A 20,801-nucleotide genomic window follows, 5' to 3' on the forward strand; every position below is an offset into this window, starting at 1 on the left:
TGCCTGCCAAACGCTGATATATCTAATCTAACCACACTGGAATCACAGGCTGACCAGATTTTAAGGATGCGATCGCACTCTCCAAATCAAACTCTACCAGTTGGAGCGATCGCGATGAATGAATCCCAGCACAACATAAACCGCCCCAGCGGAACCGAGTTCGTAAACTCCGGTTCCTTCTCCCTCAGCCGTTGTAGCGTCATCGCCTCCTGTACAGTAACAAATTATTTGTTACTGTACAGTTTTTGCTTTGTGAATACCATCTGCTATGCGGATAAAAGGACTTGAACCTTCACTCCTCTCGGAACCAGAACCTAAATCTGGCGCGTCTGCCAATTTCGCCATATCCGCATTTTGACATTTCAATAGTGTAGCACACAACAGAGCGATCGATCAAGGGATTTTAGATTTTAGATTTTAGATTTTAGATTGAAGGAAGCGATCCACGGATAAATTCCCAGGCTGATGACCCAATTGCTCGATCGATCAATTTTAGATTTTAGATAAAATAAAGCGACCCACTGATAAATCCGCAGGCTGATGACCAAATTGCTCGATCGCTCAACATCGAGAAACCCGGTCATTTTGGGACACCGGGTTCAATCATGAGTTATCGCCACAGCAATTTTCCGTATTTTTCACTTGTCACTTACTTTTGGCCGAGCGCCTTCCAGGTTGTTTCGTCCACCATGCCGTTAGCCGTCAAACCCTTATACTCCTGAAAGTTCTTGACAGCCGTAGCAGTGCGAGCGCCAAAAATGCCGTCGATCGGACCCGGATCGTAACCCTGTATTTCCAAACGCACCTGTAGCGTCTTCACCTTGGAACCGACAGCGCCTTTATTTAGAAGAGTTGGAGGATTGCCGGCAACAGCAGCATTGCTCTCAATAGGAGCATTGCTCTGCACAGCTTCAGGAGCAGGCGCCGGATCTGCTGCTAAAGCTGTCCAAGTTTCTTTGTCCACAATGCCGTCTGAGTTCAAACCCTTAGACTGCTGAAAGGCACGAACCGCCGATGTAGTGCGAGAGCCATAGGAACCGTCGATCGTCCCCACCTTGAAACTGTGCACCTGCAAGCGCTGCTGTATGGCTGCAACTTCTGGCCCGTCAGCTCCCGCCGAGATAGTTTTTTCCTTTCTCGCTGGCGGCTGCTCGCCCGCGTAAAAAGGCTTGTTAAACATATCTGCTTGGGACTTTCCCTCGGGCGATACTGACGCACCCGGATCGGCTGGAGCCGTAAAGTCTCTGCGGTACTGTTCCTGCACAAATGGTTCGGAGTCGAAAGCTGCTGTTGCCTTTCGGGTTAAGCCGGGAGCGAGCAGAGCAATCAAGCTGAAAATCGTAACAGTAGTCACACGCATAAATTTCATCCTGTTAGTGAGGTTTGACAAGGTTTCCCTGTTTTCTAGTTTCTCAATCTAATTGTATTACCCGGACAGCTTTCTGAGAAACATCGCAGAATGAAGAAGGAAGAATGTTCTTCCACTTCGCGAGTGGGTAACAACAAGTCCGAGGGAAGGGGTAATATACCGCATTGGTTTGGCCCATTAAGAACGTTATAAGCGTCCGGTGCGGTTGCTATATCTGCCACAGCTTCTAGAAGTTCGGCAATGGGGACGGCCGCACTCAGAAGTTATGAGTTGGAAGCAGGGACGGGTTCGCACTATTCCTCAGAAACCCGGTTGATTCCGAGATGTTTTGTTGCTAAAGCCAATATTTTAGTAGAAACCGCGTTTTTTAGCCTCACTCCTCTTGTAGAAAACCTGCTGTCATTCACAAATCTTTACGGGCGGGTTGTGTAAAAAGTCGATCCATCAGAGGCAAAGTTTTTTCCTTCAACCAGCCCGTAAGAAGCAAAAGCCGCCACTTATCGATTTGCGTGTTCTGCCAATAAAGCCTTGGCTCTTGGCTTGTAAATCAGATAAAACAGCGATTCTATGTAGCGGAGCATATCTTCGCGGTTTTCCTTGGACGAGTAGTTCCAGAAACCGTAAGTCCGCGCCAGAGTCAGCAGCTTGGTAGTGTGAATTTTCCACGTGTACGTGCTGTAAACTCGGTCAATCCCTCGCGTTGAAATTTCATACCAATAGTTGGGATTTTGTTCGCATTTCGATAAAAAATCTAGAAGTTTTTGGGCAGTCTCCTGGTGGTGGGTCGGGTTGATATAAAACCCATTTACCCCATCTTTAATGATTTCCAGGGGACCACCAAACTGCGTCCCGAAAGTGGGAATGCCGGTAATCATTGCTTCGAGAATTGTCAAGCCGAAAGCTTCAAATAATGCTGGCTGAACAAATATACCTTGGGCGTCGGCGATTACGCGGTAGATTTCGCCGGACAGGCTTTTGGAAAGCCTCACTCCCAGCCAGCGAATTTTACCGTGAAGGTTGTATTCGTCGATAATTGCGTAGAGCTTTTTAATTTCTTCTGCTTCTTCGTAATCGTCGGTTTCTTCGACCCGCAGTTTGCCAGCTACTAGAATTAAGTTGCATTTTTCTTGCAATTCCTTGCTTTTTCCGAACAATTCTGCTAAACCTGTCATGTTTTTAATGCGATCGAGCCTGGCCATCGAAAATAAAGGGCGCTTTTGCGGGTCGTCGAGTTTTCCAAAGACCTGTTCGGGGTCTTCTAGAGTAAAAAGCAGTTCGTTTAGCCGATCGCGATCGCCTTGCACCCGGTCTTCTATCCGCGTGTAAGGAAAGTATACGCTTTCGTTGACTCCCGGCGGCACGACGTTGAATTTTGGGCTGAACAGTTCAATCCCGTTGACAACGTGGTACAAATCCGGCATCGTAAAACAATGGTAAGATTCGTACTGGCCGACACTATCCGGTTTGCCCACAATCTCTTGATAGGTGCTGCTGACAATACAATTAGCTGCATTCATGGCAATTATATCGGCAGTAAATTGCAGCGAAAAATGGTATTTGTCCTCTGATTCTTGCCAGTAGAGATTGCTGAACAAATATTTAGATTTTTCCAGCGCATGGGCAATATTGCACTGAGTAATTTTGAGTTTGCGAGACAGCAAAAACGCTACCAAGTTGCCGTCGGAATAGTTGCCGACAATTAAATCTGGTTTCCCCTGAAACTCAGCCAGCAGTTCTTTTTCTGCATCGATCGCGTAAGTTTCCAAATAAGGCCAAATCTCGAACCGCGAAATCCAATTTTGAGTCAGTTTGGGATTGAACTCCCGGAAGGGAACCCGCAAAATCCAAGCATTTTCTGTGCCGTGAACTTTTTCCAAACGTTCGTTGCAGCGGGTACCGTCGCTGTTAGGAATTAACCGGGTGAGAATAATTACTTTAGGTTTGACGCCTAAACTATCGAGACCGGCAAGATGAATGTCTTCTTGCAGTTGTTTCTCTAAACTCTTGGCTTGATCGAGGACATAAACTACCTGACCTCCCGTATCCGGTCGCCCCAAAACTCCTTCTTGGGCGAACCAGCCGTGAGGAGAAACTAGGACGATTTTGAAAATCATCGGGATGCGAGAAATAAATGCTTCTAGGGTTTGGGGCTCGGGCGAATCAATTAATTCGTCCAGAATTCCTAGGGTTTCCTGCACGCGGGCGGCGGTATTTCCCCAACCTGCCTCGAAACCCATCATTTGCAAAACCAGTCGAAATCTCTCGTAGGGTTCTTCTTCAGAAAGATCGCCGACAAAGGTAAGGGCTTTTTTGACTTGTTCTGAAAGTTGTTGTTGGGATTTTATGCGATCGTTAATTAGTAATTGTACGCCGTTGTAGCGGTGAATACGCAAGAAATTAAATAGAGTTTCCTGCCACTGTCTGGGGTCTTGGAACAGTTTGCTGGACAGATATCGGTTGAGGAATTGCACTCCTTTGCCGATGTTTTTGGGGTCGCGAATTGTAGGGGAATAATCGTAAAAAGGGCCGAAATCTAGTTCGAGAATGTCGCCTTCTTGCGGGTGAAAGTGGTTGACGAAGCGATCGCGCGCGTCGAGCAATTCTTGCACTGTCATCTGCTCGACTGTCAAGTCGTCTCTAACTCGCACTATTTCTATATTAGCAATTTTTGGCCGCAGCAGCACGCAAATGCTGTCCTCTTCAAGAATAATTTCCTGAACGTAGTAAATCAGTTTGCTCAAATGAGAAAATTGATGGAACTGTTCGGGCTTTTCGTATTTGGTGCAGTAAGCCGCAAAAGCGTTAACTATGTCGTTTCGCAGTAAATATGTGTTTCCCAAAGCGCGTAAATCGCTAACAAACTTACGCAAGTCGGTTTTTTCGTCGCTGGCGATAACAGCTTGAAAAAGTTCAGACATAGATACTTCCTGATTTAATATTTTTGATGGCCGCTGTAAAATTAGGCGATACTCAAACAGTATCGTCCTTTTTTTTAAGCGGCTACTTTTTTTGTAATTTTAAAGTCTGCAATCTGAACTTGCTATCCCTCAAATGACATAAAATTCCCCGTATTTGTGGCGAATGTAGCGGATAAAGGGATCGATACTTAAAGGTGAACCTGTAACGCGATCGAGCAATTCGACGGCGGTGTATTTGCGGCCGTGCTGGTAGATATTTTGTTTTAGCCAGTCGTGGAGTACGGTAAAATTGCCCTGTTCTATTTCTACGGGAATTTCAGGATTGAGTTTTACTGCTGTTTCGTAGAATTGGGCGCTCATCAAGTTGCCGAGGGTGTAACCTTGGAACATTCCGCCGATCGTACCAACATACCAGTGAACATCTTGCATCGCGCCTTCGCTGTCGGTAGCGGGGACAACGCCGAGGTCGGTTCTATAGCGTTCGTTCCAGGCTTCGGGGAGGTCTCGCACTGCTAGTTTTCCCTCTACCATTGCCAATTCTAGGTCAAAGCGGATGGCGACGTGGAGGTTGTAGGTTACTTCGTCGGCGTCCGTGCGGATGAGCGATCGCGAGACTTTGTTAATTGCCCGGTAAAATGCGTCAGTGGATACGTGTCCCAACTGTCGCAAAAATACGCCTTGGAGTTGCGGGTAAAAACATTCCCAAAAACCGCGGCTGCGCCCCACCAAATTTTCCCAAAGTCGCGACTGACTTTCGTGGACGCCGGAGGAAACGCCGCCTGCCAGAAGCGTGCCTTCAAATTCCGGGGAATTTCCGAGTTCGTAGAGGGCGTGTCCGGCTTCGTGAATGCTGCTGAAGAGTGCTTGATCCAAGTGGTCTTCGTAGACGCGGGTGGTAATTCGCACGTCGTCTATGGAGAAGTTGGTCATGAACGGGTGGAGGGTGGTGTCTTGCCGTCCCCGTTGGAAGTCGTACCCCATGCGTTCTACAACTTTGCGGGTGAATTCTAGTTGCTGGGATTCGGGGAAGTCTTGGTGCAAGCAGGAGTCGTCGGCGGGAGGTTGGGAGGTGATGGCTTCGACTATCGGCACTAATTCTTGACGCAGTTTGGCGAAAAGCGGGCGCAGCAGGGATACTTTCATGCCGTAGTCGCTACGATCGATCAAAGGATCGGCGATGTGTTCGTAGCCGGGGAAAAAGTCGGCGTACTGCCTGCTTAATTCTAGGGTTTTTTCGAGATACGGCTCGACGGCTGCGAAGTTGTTGGCTGCCCTGGCCGCGGCCCAAGCTTCGTAGCAGTCGGCTTGGTGGCGGCAGAGTGCGGACATGAAGGTTGCGGGGACTCTGGCGGCGCGATCGTAGTCTCTGCGGGCTATGCGGATCAGGCTGGCTGCGGTGGAGTCGTAGGGGAGGGTTTGTTCGTAGAAACGCAAGTCTTCTAGGAGTTCACCTATTTTTGGATCTGTAAATTTTTCGTGGGATATTTGTTTGAGAGTAGCCAACTGGCGGCCTCTGGCACTTGCACCTTTGGGGGGCATATAAGTTGATTGATCCCAATGCAGCAGCGACGAGGCAGATTCGATGTCGTTAACTTCTCTGAGGTGGGCTGCCAGTTGAGCGAATTTTGCTTGAGTTTTGTCTAGGGTTTGCATGATTGGGGTTTATGGTGCTGTTTTGCCTACAAAGGTTGCAGTGCGGCATCCGTATCCATCAATCATAGCTACCCTGAAATCAAGCTAAAAACCGCACTTCTTCCCGTATTGTACGCAATTTAGAGTCATTTTTGCACAATTTCCGGTATTTCTGCGGATTGAGTTCGATCGCCTTGGATAAGTTTTCGATCGCCAGCCCGATGCTGGTGGCAACAAGTTCCTGGCTGTTTGCGACCTCGCCTGCTTGTTTTTCCAGGGCGTAAACGCAAGCTTTTTGATAGTACAGGTTGGGATCGTCGGGTTTGAGTGCGATGATTTTATCGTAGGAGGCGATCGCTTCGGTAAATCGTTGGATTTTTTTGAGGGCTATGGCGCGGTTGTACCAGGCTTCGGTGTTGTCTGGATGCAACTCTAGGGTTTTGTCCCAAGAGGCAATTGCTTCTTCAAAGCGTTGTAAGTTGGCCAAGGCTAAGCCGCGGTTGTAAAAGGTTTCGCTGTCGTTTGGCTTGAGTGCGAGGGCTTTGTCCCAGGATGCGATCGCAGCTTCAAATTTTCCCATTTGTGCGATCGCCGTGCCGCGTTTGTTCCAGGCTGCTGCCGAATTCGGCCGCAGTTGCAGGGTTTTGTCGTAGGAGGCGACTGCTTCCGGGTAGAGTTTTTCATCGGCTAGGGCTAAGCCGCGGTTGTACCAGGCTTGATGCAAGTCTGGTTTGAGTTCGATCGCTTTGTCGTAGGAGGCGATCGCGGCTGTATTTTGGTCTGATTTTCTCAGGGCAAATGCTTTGTTGTACCAAGCTTCGCAGTAGTCTGGTTTGATGGCGATGGCTTTCTCGTAGGAGGCGATCGCTTCTGAGAATTTTTCTAAGCTGACGAGGGTGTTGCCGCGGTTCGTCCAAGCTTCGCGGTAGCTGGGCTTGAGTTCGATCGCCTTTTCGTAGGATGCGATCGCTTCGGAGAGTCTGTTGAGCTTCCGCAAAACGTTAGCGCGATTGTACCACGCTTCGGGATTGTTTGGCTTGATTGTTAGGGATTTGTTGTAGGCTGCGATCGCTTCTTCTAGCTGGCCCAATTTTTTGAGGGCTACGCCTTGGTTGTACCGCGCTTCATAAAATTTTGGTTCAAGTTCGATCGCTTCTTCCCAAGATTCGATCGCAGCTTGGAATCGTCCCATTGCTTCTAGGGCGTTGCCGCGTTCGTACAAGATTTGAGCCTTTTGGGTATTGACTGCTATGGATTTTTCCCCTGAGTCGATCGGCTTTTCTATGCTGGCTAATTTTTGCAAGGGGTTTCACCTCTTTATTTTCTGTCTAATTGATTCTTTTCTTTTTTATATGCGATCTTTTTCGCCTTTGAGTGCTTTCGATCGCGACTTTTTGGTTATTTATGGCAATTTTACAGGAATTTGGGGACTTTTTCAAATTTTTTTATTATAATTCTAGAGTTTGGCTTGGTAGGTATAGATTAATACTATTTTTTTGAGCTGACCGAAACCATCCAGGATGCAAGCCCCCCAATTTCTCCGTGGGGTCAATGCTTCTATTCTAAAATCTAAAATCTAAAATCTAAAATCGATTGACTGCGTAGAAAGGAGGAAAGGGCGATCGTACTGAGGTGTGACAAACCTCACCCAATATCTAACAGGACTTACACATCAACCCTATTGGTAAGCTGTTGCGGCATTTAAATTGTCTGTCAAAAAACAATCTAACTCTTGTGGGGTGGGCCTATGAGCCCGCCCTGAATATGCAATTTAAAGGCGCGACAGCTTAGTGCATTGCGGCCATTATTGCTACGGGTAGTGTAAAAATTTAAAAGTTGCGTAAGTCATGATATAAGTTTCACCTATCGGCGATCACTGACTTAGCAAAGTGTAGAGCTTTTCAGCAATTTGAGCCTGTGTATCTGATGATAATTCACCTAACTCACGCTGAACAACCACTGTAGAAACACTCACCAGTTGATGCAGCCTGATAGTAGATGGCACCCGCAGCCCCGAAGCCTGAAAGTCGGGATGAGAAGCATCTAATACGATATCTGTTTCCAGTAAATTTGTTGGCAAGCGACTTGTAATATAAGCAATAATAACATGACGACGCGCTCCCAAAGGGTTAGTCAAACAAGCTGCTGGACGCAGTTTGTTTGCCGATAAATCATCATAGGGAAACGGTACTAGGAAAATCTTACCCTTGGTCATGGAATGGTTTACCGTCAGCTATGGTATAAATGTCTTCTTCTGGGTCTAGGATCGAACCAAAATTAGGATCTATCGCTACTGTTTTAATCCATTCAGGATCGTGGAATGGCACGCCATCAGCTAAAGTGTAGATATCTTCTGCTGAGTCTCTCAGAGAATCAAAAGCTGGATTTGCGATCGCAGCTTTTAGCCATTCATATTCTTCGAGTTTTGCTTTGTTAATTAGGGCGGCTTCTAGGGCCTCCAGTCGCTTCAGATCGGCATAAGTAATGATAGCAGCGATCGCCCTTCCTTCCTGTTCTATGACAATTCGTTCTCCAGTATCCTCGACATGGGCGATGAGTTCGGGAAATCCGTCATTGGTTACGGTTACATTTAGTTGAGTCATCTTTTACCTCGCTACTAATTCTCCTATTATATCGTGTCCATCAGCTTCGTTTAAAAGTGTTTTTGAGGCTGTAAGGGCGGGTTTTACCAAGAATAATTGCCTCAAACCGACAATCTCATAAACCCGCCCCGCCCAAGGGCAAATCCCTATTCTTGAATCAAGGCTTGAAACCGAGTATCCGATCGAATGCTGTCAAAATCAGAGTCAGTTTTTGCCATTTCTCGCCATTTGTCAGGATTCAGATTGATGGCTTGCTGCAAATTATGAATCGCTTGGTCACTCTGACTCTGTAACGCATAGCAGCAAGCTTTATTATAAAATGCTTCGTCATCATCTGGTATGATTTCTAAGGCTTTATTGTAGGAGGCGATCGCTTCTTCCCATCTTCCTAAATTACGCAGTGAATAACCCCGATTGTACCAGGCTGCGTCATCATCTGGTTTGATTTCTAAGGCTTTGTCGTAGGAGGCGATCGCTTCTTCCAATCTTCCTAAATTAATCATTGCAGAACCCCGATTGTACCAGGATTCGTATGAATCAGGTTTAATTTCTAAGGCTTTGTCGTAGGAGGCGATGGCTTCTTCCAACCTGCCTAAATTACCCAGTGCAATGCCCCGATTGTTCCAGGCTGCGTCATCTGGTATGATTTCTAAGGCTTTGTCGTAGGAGGCGATCGCCTCTTCCCATCTGCCTAAATCATCCAGTGCAATGCCCCGATTGTACCAGGCTTCGTCTTTATCTGGTTTGATTTCTAAGGCTTTGTCGAAGGAGGCGAGGGCTTCTTCCCATCTGCCTAATTTACCCAGTGCAATGCCCCGATTGTACCAGGCTTCGTCATCTGGTTTGATTTCTAAGGCTTTGTCGTAGGAGGCGAGGGCTTCTTCCAATCTGCCTAATTTACCCAGTGTAATACCCCGATTGTTCCAGGCTTGGTGATAATCTGCTTTGAATTCTAAGGCTTTATCGAAGGAGGCGATCGCTTCTTCCAATCTGCCTAAATTACCCAGTGCATTGCCCCGATTGTTCCAGGCTTCGTGATAATCTGCTTTGAATTCTAAGGCTTTATCGAAGGAGGCGATCGCTTCTTCCAATCTGCCTAAATTACCCAGTGCATTGCCCCGATTGTTCCAGGCTTCGTGATAATCTGCTTTGAATTCTAAGGCTTTATCGAAGGAGGCGATCGCTTCTTCCCATCTGCCTAAATTACCCAGTGTAATGCCTCGATTGTTCCAGGCTTCGTGATAATCGGGTTTGAATTCTAAGACTTTCTCGTAGGAGGCGATCGCTTCTTCCCATCTGCCTAAATTACCCAGTGCATTGCCCCGATTGTTCCAGGCTTCGTGATAATCTGGTTTGAATTCTAAGGCTTTGTCGTAGGAGGCGATCGCCTCTTCCAATAACCCTAAATTATGCAATGCAATACCCCTATTGTACCAAGCTTTGTGATAATCGGGTTTGATTTCTAAGGTTTTGTTGTAAGAGGCGATCCCCTCTTCCCATCTGCCTAAATTACCCAGTCCAATGCCCCGATTGTACCAGGCTACGTCATCATCTGGTTTAAATTCTAAGGCTTTGTCGAAGGAGGCGATCGCTTCTTCCCATCTGCCTAAATTACCCAGTGCATTGCCCCGATTGTTCCAGGCTTCGTGATAATCTGGTTTGAATTCTAAGGCTTTGTCGTAGGAGGCGATCGCTTCTTCCCATCTTCCTGAATTACCCAGTGCAACGCCCCGATCGTAACAGGCTTGGGGCTCTGGTTTCATTTCTAAAGTTTCGTCGAAAAAAGCTCTCCCTTTTTCAAACAAGCCTAAGCCTAAATTGTACAGTTCATTCCAATTAATCATTTCTAACCTCCTGGATCAAGTTGTGCAAGACTCTCTTGAAATTGCTTAATTCCTTTAATCAGCCGAGGAAAATCTTAATAATCTTAAAGTATTTTTTGCAAGTTCAATGTTGCTGCAGACTAACACAACCGCACTAAGCTGACAATACCTGAGCAGCCGTCAGCACTAATGCTGGAAAAGTGGGCGAAACAATTTGTTCGTTATCTCTAAACTGAGTGCGCTGATATTTTCCTTCAGCATTTAGACAAAACACAAATACCGTCTGAATTTTAGGGTTCCCCAAATACTCTCTTTTTCCAATTGCTAAATAATCAATAATCCAGTATTCAGCAATGCCCAAGCGTTCGTATTCATCTAGCTTGTCAACATAATCATCTTCCCAATTAGTTGATACTACCTCGACAGCTAACTGAATCGGCGATTCCAGTGCGGTATAAGCTTTGCGTTCAGCACGCCACAAAGTAGGATCGATAACACTGACATCAGGAACTCGCCCTTGTTCCGTACCTTATTTTGTGGTAGTTTTGATGGTGAAGCCTCGTTTTACTACATAGTTGAGTTTCAGGCGATCAATCTCTTGATAAAAGTGTCTGTCTGTAAATTCATTAATATCATCATGATTTCTGGTAATTGCTCTTTTGATAATCTATCCGTTCATCAATTTTTAAAGAGTATCTTCCGGGCAAATTACAATAAATTAGTTAAAATTTAAATTAGTGTTTGGCGGTGGTAATCAGGTTATTTAAGTCGAGCCAAACTTGACACTAAGCTGTCGCGCATTTAAATTGTAGATTCAGGGCGGGCGGGACGCCCACCCCACAAGACCGGGAATTGTTTTTAACAGACAATTTAAATGTAGAACAGCTTAACTTACTAAAAAATTAATAATTATTAGGGGGCGCCGAAGAGAACCTTACTGATAATTCGTGGGTGGGGGCGGGTTTTTGAGATTGTCTGTTTGAGGCAATTATTGTTGGTAAAACCCGCCCCTACAGAATTTATCAGGCTTGATATTTTTTCAGAATAGCAACTTTTTCGGGGAAGATTTCGATCGCCATTTTGTCATCATCACGAGTCGCGAGCGATCGTCTCACCTCGCCCAAAAACAGCGGCTGCGACAGCCCAGGCTCTGGATGTAGAACTGTACGAACCCGGATCGTCATGTAGTCTCTGCCCCGCCCAGAGCGCCCTGGAGAGTACAAATCCGCAGCCGCTTGCCGCATCGTTGCTTCTAATTCCGATTCGGTGATCGTAGGCGGCACAGTAACTACTGTTTGAACCCCGCCTGTATCGTAAACTAAAGAATAGCGCACCGCACCGGGAATTTCTGTGCGAGTAAACAGTCCCAAACCCAGACCGAATATACTCGCAGCAATCACGCCCATAAAGCTTGTCACTCCTACTAATCGGAAGCGAAAACCCCATTTGAAGATAAATGCTATAACAGTTAGAATAGCCAAGGCTGCTGTCAGCATTCCCGCCCATTGGGCGTACATTAAAAGGTTAGAATTTACGTTCATTTGTTGACTGTTGACTGTTGACTGTTGACTGTTGACTGTTGACTGATAACAATCTAAAATCGATTGACTGTTGACTGTTGACTGTTGACTGATAACAATCTAAAATCTAAAATCTAAAATCTAAAATCGATTGACTGTTGATATTAGTTACCGATACCCGATGCCCAATGCCCAATGATTAATTAAGCGTTTCGGGCCACAAGCAGATAAGTCATCATATCGCCTTTCCCCTTCACTGGAATCACGCCGCGCTCCTCAAAAACGTACTTACCCCGCAGGCGCTCGTAGGTAGCAACTGTCACCTGAATGCTGCCGGGGACGCCTTGAGATTCCATCCGGGAAGCTGTATTTACCGTATCTCCCCACAAATCGTAAGTAAATTTTTTAGTACCGATTACCCCAGCTTCTACCGGGCCTGTGTGGATGCCGATGCGAATGCTGAGCGGCTGACCTCCCTTGGTACGCATCTTAGTCATTGCTGCTTGAATTTCCAGCGCCATTTCGGCGATCGACTCGGCGTGGTCGTCGCTGGGCGTCGGCAAACCGCCAACCACCATATAAGCATCGCCGATCGTCTTAATTTTCTCAAGTCCGTAGCGCTCGGCCAACTCGTCAAAAGCCGAAAAAATCTCGTTGAGCAACTCCACCAATTGGGCCGGCGATAAATGAGCCGAAAGCTTAGTAAAACCGACCAAATCGGCAAACATTACTGTTACCTCAGCGAAACTGTCTGCGATCGTAATTTCCCCGTGTTTCAGGCGCTGGGCGATCGCCTTCGGTAAAATATTTAACAGCAAACGCTCGGACTTTTCCTTTTCCTGGGCCAACTCGTGTAAATACGCCTGTTCCTTATCCCGCAGCCGCTTCTTTTCCAGACAAGCGCTAATCCGAGCCTTGAGCAATACCGGATTGAACGGTTTAGAAAGATAATCCTCCGCCCCCAACTCTATACACCGGACTATACTGTCGATATCGTCCACCGCCGAAATCATAATCACCGGGATGTAGCGCAAATTCTCGTCCGCCTTCAGACTTTCGAGCACCTGATAGCCGTTCATTTGCGGCATCATAATGTCTAGGAGAACCAAATCAAAAGGATCTCTTCGCAACATTTCCAGAGCTTGGAGACCATCTTCAGCAACAGTCACCACGTGGCCTTGACGCTGAAGCCGGCGGGCCAGCAAATCGCGGTTTACCTCATTGTCGTCAACAACCAGCACGCTGCCCTCGTCACCTTTCATGTCAGGGCCTCTTTCAGAAGAGTTTCAATTTTACCCAAAAGTCTGGGAAACTCGACCGGTTTAGTGTCGTAGTCATTGCAGCCGGCGGCCAGACACTTTTCACGATCGCCCGCCATTGCGTGAGCCGTCAGGGCAATCACCGGAATCCTGCTAGTTTCAGGAGCCGCCTTAATTTGCTGCGTTGCTTGCCACCCGTCTAAAACCGGCAGACTCATGTCCATCAGAATCAAATCCGGTACTTTCGCGAGGGCCATCGACACTCCCTCAGCACCGTCAACAGCAATAAAGACCTCGTGTCCCTTGCGGGCCAGACGCCTGGAAAGCATATCCCTGTTCATTTCGTTATCTTCGACCAACAGGATTTTAGCCATTGGTGTTCTCCTTGCCTTTCGAGTCGTACCTGCGATCGAACCTGTCATTCACTATAGAGCGAACATCGCGCAACAAAGTATCGCAACTGTAGACTCCCTTTTGTAGCACCCGCTCGACGTAGCCGTTTAGCTGCTGGCTTTCGGCCGGTGTCAAGTTTTTCCCCGTGATCACAACAATCGGTATAGGATCTCCCGCATGGGATTTGCGAATTTCCCCGATCAACTCAAAACCATCCATTTCTGGCAACATCAAATCTAGTAATATCAGGTGCGGACGAGCAACTTTTAGCCGATCGAGAGCAGCGCGTCCGCTGTCAGCTTCCGTTACTGCCCAGCCTTGTGTTTCTAGTACGCTTCGCAGTATTCCGCGCGTGGCAACGTCGTCTTCCACAATTAGAATCTGACAGGTCAAATTGTTACTTGCAACGCCGTCTTGGTCGCGTCGGTACTTGTTCAACAAGGCAGCCAGCCGTTTGCCGTCCACTGGTTTGGTGAGGTAGTCCGAGGCACCCAATGCAAAGCCGAGGCTTTTGTTGCCCACAAAGGATAGCAGGATTACGGGAATTTCGGCAAGGTCAGAATCTGCCTTCAGAGCTGAGAGTACCGCCCAGCCGTCCATTCCGGGCATAATCACGTCCAGGGTAATGGCGTCTGGCCGTAGTTGCTTAGCGAGCCGGAGAGCTTGCTCGCCATCGCCGGCGAGTTCTATGTGCAGTCCTTGGCGACTGAGGGCGCGCTGGATTAAATCCCGCGAGATCGGGTCGTCGTCAACTACCAGCACCGTACCGATAGCGGGGGCGTCCGGAGGGCTAGTGCTGTCGCGGACTTTGTTGGGGATTTCCGGCTGTTTGATGGCTTTGGGCAAGAGCACGGTGAAAGTGGTGCCTGCGCCCGAGGTGCTGCTGACCTCAATGCTGCCGCCCATCATCTGACAGAAGCGCTGGCTGATTGCTAGTCCCAAACCGGTGCCGCCGTACTCGCGGGTAGTCGAGGCATCAGCTTGGGTGAAAGGTTGGAAAACTCGATCCAATTGCTCTTGTGTCATGCCGATGCCGGTGTCGGCGACGCGGAAACTTAAAAATTCGGAGTTGGAAATTAAAATTTGGGAAGATTCCTCTTGATTTTTCATTTTTAATTGTTCATTTTTAATTCTTTCCACTCCGATCGCAATTCTCCCGTTTTGTGTGAACTTGGCAGCGTTGCTGAGCAAGTTAAGCAGCACTTGCCGCACTTTTGTCATGTCCGCGTGCATGGTGTCGAGGTTGTCTGGACAGTACACTTCTAGGGTATTACCGTTTTTCTCGACCAGCGGGCTGGCCGTGGCAACAGCACTTTCAATTAAGGTATGAATGTCGAATGTTTCTAAGTAGAGATCCATTCGGCCTGCTTCAATTTTAGAAATATCTAGGATGTCGTCAATCAGGGACAGCAGGTGTTTGCCGGCGCTGCAGATTTTTTCGAGGTCGGGGACGGCTTCGCAACTGCCCAATTCTTCGGCTTCTTCTTGGAGCATTTCGCTGTAGCCAATGATGGCGTTGAGGGGTGTGCGAAGTTCGTGGCTCATGTTGGCGAGAAATGTGCTTTTTGCCCGGTTGGCTGATTCTGCTGCTTCCAGGGCCAACTGCATGGCGGATTCTGCCTGTTTGCGATCGGTGATGTCTTGGACTGTGCCTTCGTAGTACAAAACGCTGCCGTTTTCGTCGCAGATGCTGCGGGCGTTTTCAGAAATCCATATCGTGCTACCGTCTCGGCGGTATATTTGGGACTCAAATTTTGAGACTTGGCGGCGCGCGGCCAATTGGGCAATAAACTCGGCGCGCCGATTGGGGTTAACGTAAAGTTGGCGGTTGATATCTGTGAGTTCGGCAAGCATTTGGGTAGAGGATTCGTAGCCGTAAATCTCGGCTAGTGCGGGATTGGCGCTGAGGTAGCGCCCGTCTGGGGTGGTCTGGAATATGCCTTCGACTGCGTTTTCAAAGATGCTGCGGTATTTTGTTTCGGATTGTCTCAAGGCGAATTCTGCTTTTTGGCGTTCTAGGGCATTGGCGATTGTTTCCCCTACCATTTTTAGAGGAGTTAATATTTCGGTCGATCTACCTGTTGCGGGTTGGAAGCTCTCGAATCCTAGAAATCCTACTAGGTTTTCACTACAATTTAGGGGAATAATTATGAGCGATTGCAGATTGTTTTGAGGTTTATTTAATTCTATTTCCGGAGAATGTGCGATCGTATTTGTTGAGGAGGTTGCTGCTTTATCGGTTGTTTGGGATGGGAACTCAGTCAGCACTTCTGGTAAATTCTTGCCTTGAAAATAGGCAATTTCAGTCTGAACGGGGGGCGGGAGTCCCTCGATTTCTGTGATGTGGAGGTCTTCGGCGCGATCGAGCTTTTCGGCAATCCAAGGAATTTTTGCCATGTCTAATTGTTGGTCGGTGCTGTCTTCTATTTCCCGAAGACCATTGCACCACTCGTAGGTTTTTTGGGCGCTGGTTTTATCTTCTGATAACAGGTAGATGTAAGTGCGGTCAAATCCGGTGAAGGTGGCGATTGCTTTGAGAGTGCGATCGATAAATATGCCTGTTTCCGAGCTTGTCTGGCTGATGAAATTGATTGACAAACGGGCAATCAACTGATTTAATTCTACTCTATGCTGCAAAGCGCGTTCTACTTTTTGGCGATCGGTAACGTCTCGAAAGCTCGAGACTCTGCCGACTGTGTTCGCTCCGACTTTTGAGGGAAACGAATTTAATTCAATAATTTTTCCGTCTTTAAACTCTAATAACTCGCTGATTTGAGTATCTGGATCGGCCGACACTTCGATCGCGTTTTGGAGAAATCTTTGGGGGTCTTTTAATTGTTCCCGGGCGTTGGGGAATCCTGTTTCGAGCGGTTTTTTGACAGTGCCGAAGGTCGATCGGTTAAACTTTCCTTGGGTGGCGGGCAAACCCCACATCTCGACAAATTTCTGATTGTAACTGCATATATTGCCGTTTCTGTCAACCGCGATAATTCCCGCATCTGCAGATTCTATAACTGCTTGCAGCATCGAGATCGATCGCTTGTGTTCTCTAATGTCAAAAAACACCAAAACTGATATTTCGCCGCCATCAACTGCGGGATTTAAAAAATAGGAAACTGGTAAAGTCTTGCCGTCGCGGCACAGAAACTCGCCGTCCCAATTGCTGCAAGGTTGACCGGAGGCGATCGCCTCTTGTAAATCTAGTGTAGGTGCGATCGTCGCATCTTCACTCTTGCTTGGCGACTGTTTCGGAGCCGTAAAAACTTGGGATTTGTTGCCTTTGTTTTGCTTCCCGATGCGCTCTAGCAGGGAAACGCCTGCAAGTTCCGACTCTCGCCACCCCAGCAAGCGTTCTGCCTCTGGATTCACCGAGATTACACAGCCCTTCGCGTCAAGGATACACAATCCCGCCCCCAAACTGTTGACACTCGCCCGCAGTCGATCGAATTCTGAAGCTGTTGGAGAGTCTTGAGGGGACTGGGGCGAGTCAGTTAAATCCTTGAGCGCCACCGTCTCCAAGTTAAAACAATCTTCCTGCTGAAGTTCTTGCTGACTCTGAACTCGGTCATAGCTACAACTTACCTGCTCTAATAAAAGCTGCCACTGCTCAGCAGTGGGAGGGGGAGACTCGCCGACTAAACCGAGCTGTTCGAGTTGGCGCTGGAGGTGGGGGTGCATATTTTCTGGCGCTTTGTAGGCAACTTTCTACAGTATATCTTTTTAATTAATAGTATATATACGTAGGTATACGGTTAGGGGAAAAGTACGCGATCGCAGTCTATAACAGGTTGTATTGAGAAGCCGAGGGATCGTGTCTCCTCTCCAAAATCTTTCAAACTGCGCTAATTATATTAATTCTCAGAACTTTTAAGGGTAGTCAACAACCAATCCTCTGAATGTCGGCAGCACGCTCAAAAATAATAATATCATCTGATCGAGTCAATACTCCGAAAACTTTTGGGAAGGATACTACAAGCTTTACAGGACAAGGATAATCAAAAAGTCAAATTAAATGCCGCGTCACGGGTGGATATGACATTGATTTAATTATCCACAGTCGATCCAAGTCAAGCGAGAATCAGCCATTGGGCCACAGAAAAACTGTTAGGAGCATTAATCAAGTGAACTTACCCTCAAAAACTAGGTGGCAGCCAAAAAACGATCGCGGACGCTCGCACTGGACTGGAAAAATTATTATTCGCCGATCGTCGGAAATAATTTCCGGGCTTTTCGTACTTACTCATCAATTAATTATGGTTATCTAATCGGCCTAATCTTCTACCTCTATCTTATAAAAACCTAGGAAAAAAAGTGATTTTATCGTGTGATAAATTATGGGCCCAATCTCCATAACTGCTAGCGAACTAATCAGCAAAGAGTGGAGAAAAATAAAATTTGCAGGCATCGAAAATAACTGTCAAAAAAATATTATTTGTCAGACTTTTCAGTTGAGATTGAAAGGTCGGTGAAAATAGCTGGCAGCCGAATGGTAAAAGTAGAACCTTTGCCCACCTCACTGAATGCGGTAATGTCTCCGCCCATCATTTCGCAGAATTTCTTAGTAATTGTCAGCCCCAAACCAGTGCCGCCGTACTTCTTAGTAGTTGAGGAATCGGCTTGGGTGAAAGGCTCAAAGATTTTGGCTAACTGTTCGGGACTCATGCCAATGCCGGTATCTTTGACCGTAAAAACGATCCAATCTTGAGCGGAAGATAAGAGAGACAAGCTATTTTCAGCTTGGCCACCTTCTCTATACGCTCCAAGTTTTTTGCCTTTCGTTGCAGCGTCGGCGGGGGTTTCGACGGATCGGGTAACGGCGAAGGTAATCGCGCCGGAGCAAGTAAATTTCGCGGCATTGCTGAGGAGGTTGAGCAGAGACTGCCGGAGTTTAGTCAAGTCAGTCTGCATCGAGCCAATATCCTCGGGGCATTGTATTTCTAGGATATTGCTATTTTTGTCTGCCATCGGCGCGATCGTGGCAACTACTTCCTTAACCAGAGTTGCAATGCTGAATGTTTCGAGGTGGAAGTCGATGCGGCCTGCTTCAATTTTGGTCAAGTCGAGAATATCTTTAATCAGCGCGAGTAGGTGCTGGCCGGCCGTGTTAATTCTCTGGAGGTCGTCGATGAACTCTTCGGCACCAAGGTCTCGGGCGTCTTCTTGCAGGATCTCGCTGTAGCCGATGATGGCGTTGAGGGGGGTTCTGAGTTCGTGACTCATGTTGGCGAGAAAAATGCTTTTGGATCTATTTGCAGCTTCGGCGGCTAGTGCGGCGCGGCGGAATTCTTCGGAACGCAAGCGTTCGGTGATGTCGGTGGTCATGATTAAAACGCACTGAGTGCTGCCGAGGTCGATGAGTTCCACTGACAGCAGCCAGTCGCGCACTTCGCCGGCTTTGGTGCGAATTTTGATTTCTTGGTTGCCGATCGAATTTTGTGATTGCAAAATCTGGGCGAGCCGCCCCCCGTCTTCTGAATTGACAAACATTCCTAAGTCGCTGGGAGTGCGGCCGATAAATTCGTGCCGCAGCCAGCCTAATGAGCGCAAAAAGCTTTCGTTGGCATCGAGGAAGCATCCGTCTGTGAGGGTGCAGATGCTGATCCCGACTGGGGAGGCGTGAAAGGCCTTGGAAAATCTTTCTTCTGAAGAACGCAGGGCGGCTTCGGCTTGCTTTCTGTCTGTGATGTCTTGGACGGTGCTGGTGATGTAGAGGGAGTTGACATCGGCTTGTTCGTAGACTGTGCGGTTGCTGCCGTCGGGGAGTATGAGCCTGTAGTCTATGCTGTAAGGCTGTTGCTGAAATACAGCGGCTTCGATCGAGGTTTTGACTAATTCTCTGTCTTCAGGGTGCACGTATTCCAAAAAGGCTTCAAGGCTGGGTTCAAAAGTTCCCGGTTGCTGTCCCAGGATGCGGTAAATTTCCTCTGACCACCGCAATTGCTGGGCCTTGCGGTCTAAGTCCCAGTTGCCTAGCTGGGCGATGCGCTGGGCGTTAGCGAGGCTGGCTTCGCTGGCGCGCAGAGAGGCTTCTGCTTGGTGGCGTTCGGCGACGGTGGCAGCTAATACTAAGCCGGTGACGGCGATGACGGCGATGAAGGCTTGCAGGGATAACAGTGCTTGGGGGATACTGCTGGCGTGTTTGAGGAAGGGGCCGCTGCCTCGGGCGATACCCCAGATGGCGAAGCCGCAGAGGATGAGGTTGGAGAGGGCGGTGTAGCCCTGACCGAATCGAAAGGCAGCCCAAACTACTAGGGGAAATGGTAAGTATTCGAGGGGATAGCGGGCGTAGGCGGCGCGGGTGCGGGAGCAAAATACGAGCCAGCCGACTGCTAGTAGCAGCAGCAGCCAAATCCCTCGTTCAGCTATCTGTTTGGGATGGGTGGGGACTTTGGGCAATTGTTGCCACGTCAGCAGCAGCGGGGCAACGAGCACAATTCCCATAGCGTCTCCCACCCACCAAGTCCCCCAAATCGTGCCAAAATCGCTCCAGCTAGATAAACCGGTCAGGCAGACGACGATGCTGCCGATGGTGGAGTTGATTAGGGTAGAGCCCAAGGCTGCTAGTCCGACTATTCCTAAAACGTCTTTGAGCCGATCGAGCCCGGCGCTAAAGTTAATGCCCTGGAGTAGATAAGTTCCCGTCCAGGCTTGCAGGGTTCTGGCGCCTGCCGAGATCAATGCCGTGCCGATGTTGGCCGACGGTACGCTCATGCTGAACAGGAAGCCTCCGATCGCGACTCCCGGCCACAGTTGCCGCCCGAACAGCAGCAGGGCGGCTTGGGCAATTCCTGCTGCCGGCCACATCGGGTAAATTTCTGAACTGAGGGTGAGGGTGGAAATGGCGAATTGCGACGCCCAATAGTAGACCAGGGCGATCGCGCCTACTGCGAGGAAGTACCGCCAGGAATGTCCTTTGATTGCGTTAAGGAACTTTGTCTGCATGGTCGTTTGGGGAAAAGGTGGACGGTTGTTGGGATCTCAGTAGGTGGCACGGGACAGGCAGAGGGTAGAGAAAATGTTTCTATTAGGTGATGGTAGGTCATGGGTGGTAGGTAGTGGGAGAAGCTTTTGAGCTAACTTTTTGTGGTGCCGTTGAGGGAGCGGTTTTTTTGTTCGATCGAAGCTGCCCATGAATTTCGGGAGGATCACTTTTTTGTAAATATATCTCTAATGGCTAAGCAATTGGTTTGTCATTTTTTGGTTTTTGTTAAAAATTTATTACCGACCGACAGCGGATGTCTTTTTGTGTCTGGCGATCGTAACTCTATTCACCCTAACATCTTG

General features: G+C 48.0%; 13 protein-coding genes, 1 tRNA gene and 1 pseudogene. 1 reads left to right on the forward strand and 14 read right to left on the reverse strand.

Annotation, left to right across the window (positions count from 1 at the left end; all coding sequences use genetic code 11):
• Positions 1-269 precede the first annotated feature (269 nt).
• A tRNA-Leu gene (locus OSC7112_RS21540) sits at positions 270-351 on the reverse strand.
• Positions 352-649: 298 nt separating this feature from the next.
• Entirely contained in the window at positions 650-1,360 is a 711-nt protein-coding gene (locus OSC7112_RS21545) for a peptidoglycan-binding domain-containing protein (RefSeq protein ID WP_015177885.1), read from the reverse strand.
• Between the two features lie 249 nt (positions 1,361-1,609).
• Here OSC7112_RS21545 and OSC7112_RS21550 point away from each other — a divergent pair, with 249 nt between their 5' ends.
• Positions 1,610-1,801, forward strand: coding sequence for a hypothetical protein (locus tag OSC7112_RS21550; RefSeq protein ID WP_015177886.1), 192 nt, complete (start codon positions 1,610-1,612; stop codon positions 1,799-1,801).
• A gap of 65 nt (positions 1,802-1,866) precedes the next feature.
• On the opposite strand, the gene OSC7112_RS21555 is transcribed toward OSC7112_RS21550, so the two are convergent.
• The 12 genes and pseudogenes from OSC7112_RS21555 to OSC7112_RS21610 all read right to left on the reverse strand — a co-directional run bounded on the left by OSC7112_RS21555 (position 1,867) and on the right by OSC7112_RS21610 (position 20,459).
• Entirely contained in the window at positions 1,867-4,287 is a 2,421-nt protein-coding gene (locus OSC7112_RS21555) for a sucrose synthase (RefSeq protein ID WP_015177887.1), read from the reverse strand.
• Positions 4,288-4,416: 129 nt separating this feature from the next.
• Positions 4,417-5,940, reverse strand: coding sequence for a carboxypeptidase M32 (locus tag OSC7112_RS21560; protein ID WP_015177888.1), 1,524 nt, complete (start codon positions 5,938-5,940; stop codon positions 4,417-4,419).
• Positions 5,941-6,019: 79 nt separating this feature from the next.
• Positions 6,020-7,222, reverse strand: a complete 1,203-nt coding sequence (locus OSC7112_RS21565) for a tetratricopeptide repeat protein (RefSeq protein ID WP_015177889.1) — start codon at positions 7,220-7,222, stop codon at positions 6,020-6,022.
• Positions 7,223-7,792: 570 nt separating this feature from the next.
• Entirely contained in the window at positions 7,793-8,134 is a 342-nt protein-coding gene (locus OSC7112_RS21570) for a type II toxin-antitoxin system PemK/MazF family toxin (protein ID WP_015177890.1), read from the reverse strand.
• Positions 8,121-8,522, reverse strand: a complete 402-nt coding sequence (locus OSC7112_RS21575; protein ID WP_015177891.1) for a type II toxin-antitoxin system Phd/YefM family antitoxin — start codon at positions 8,520-8,522, stop codon at positions 8,121-8,123. Before OSC7112_RS21575 ends, OSC7112_RS21570 begins: the two co-directional genes overlap by 14 nt.
• A gap of 146 nt (positions 8,523-8,668) precedes the next feature.
• Complete coding sequence (locus OSC7112_RS21580) at positions 8,669-10,366, reverse strand: tetratricopeptide repeat protein (RefSeq protein ID WP_015177892.1); 1,698 nt, start codon at positions 10,364-10,366, stop codon at positions 8,669-8,671.
• Between the two features lie 133 nt (positions 10,367-10,499).
• Positions 10,500-10,856 (reverse strand): annotated as a pseudogene (locus OSC7112_RS41195) (Uma2 family endonuclease); the annotation flags it as partial.
• A 511-nt stretch (positions 10,857-11,367) separates the two neighbouring features.
• Positions 11,368-11,886, reverse strand: coding sequence for a Ycf51 family protein (locus OSC7112_RS21590; RefSeq protein WP_015177893.1), 519 nt, complete (start codon positions 11,884-11,886; stop codon positions 11,368-11,370).
• 182 nt (positions 11,887-12,068) lie between these two features.
• A complete protein-coding gene (locus tag OSC7112_RS21595; RefSeq protein WP_015177894.1) occupies positions 12,069-13,127 on the reverse strand; it encodes an adenylate/guanylate cyclase domain-containing protein in 1,059 nt (352 codons plus the stop codon).
• Entirely contained in the window at positions 13,124-13,498 is a 375-nt protein-coding gene (locus tag OSC7112_RS21600) for a response regulator (RefSeq protein ID WP_015177895.1), read from the reverse strand. The genes OSC7112_RS21595 and OSC7112_RS21600 overlap by 4 nt, the downstream gene beginning before the upstream one ends.
• Positions 13,491-17,195, reverse strand: coding sequence for a response regulator (locus OSC7112_RS21605; protein WP_015177896.1), 3,705 nt, complete (start codon positions 17,193-17,195; stop codon positions 13,491-13,493). Before OSC7112_RS21605 ends, OSC7112_RS21600 begins: the two co-directional genes overlap by 8 nt.
• 750 nt (positions 17,196-17,945) lie before the next feature.
• Positions 17,946-20,459, reverse strand: a complete 2,514-nt coding sequence (locus tag OSC7112_RS21610) for a sensor histidine kinase (RefSeq protein ID WP_015177898.1) — start codon at positions 20,457-20,459, stop codon at positions 17,946-17,948.
• Positions 20,460-20,801: the final 342 nt, after the last annotated feature.

It is taken from the genome of Oscillatoria nigro-viridis PCC 7112, assembly GCF_000317475.1.
Classification (GTDB): Bacteria; Cyanobacteriota; Cyanobacteriia; order Cyanobacteriales; family Microcoleaceae; genus Microcoleus; species Microcoleus nigroviridis.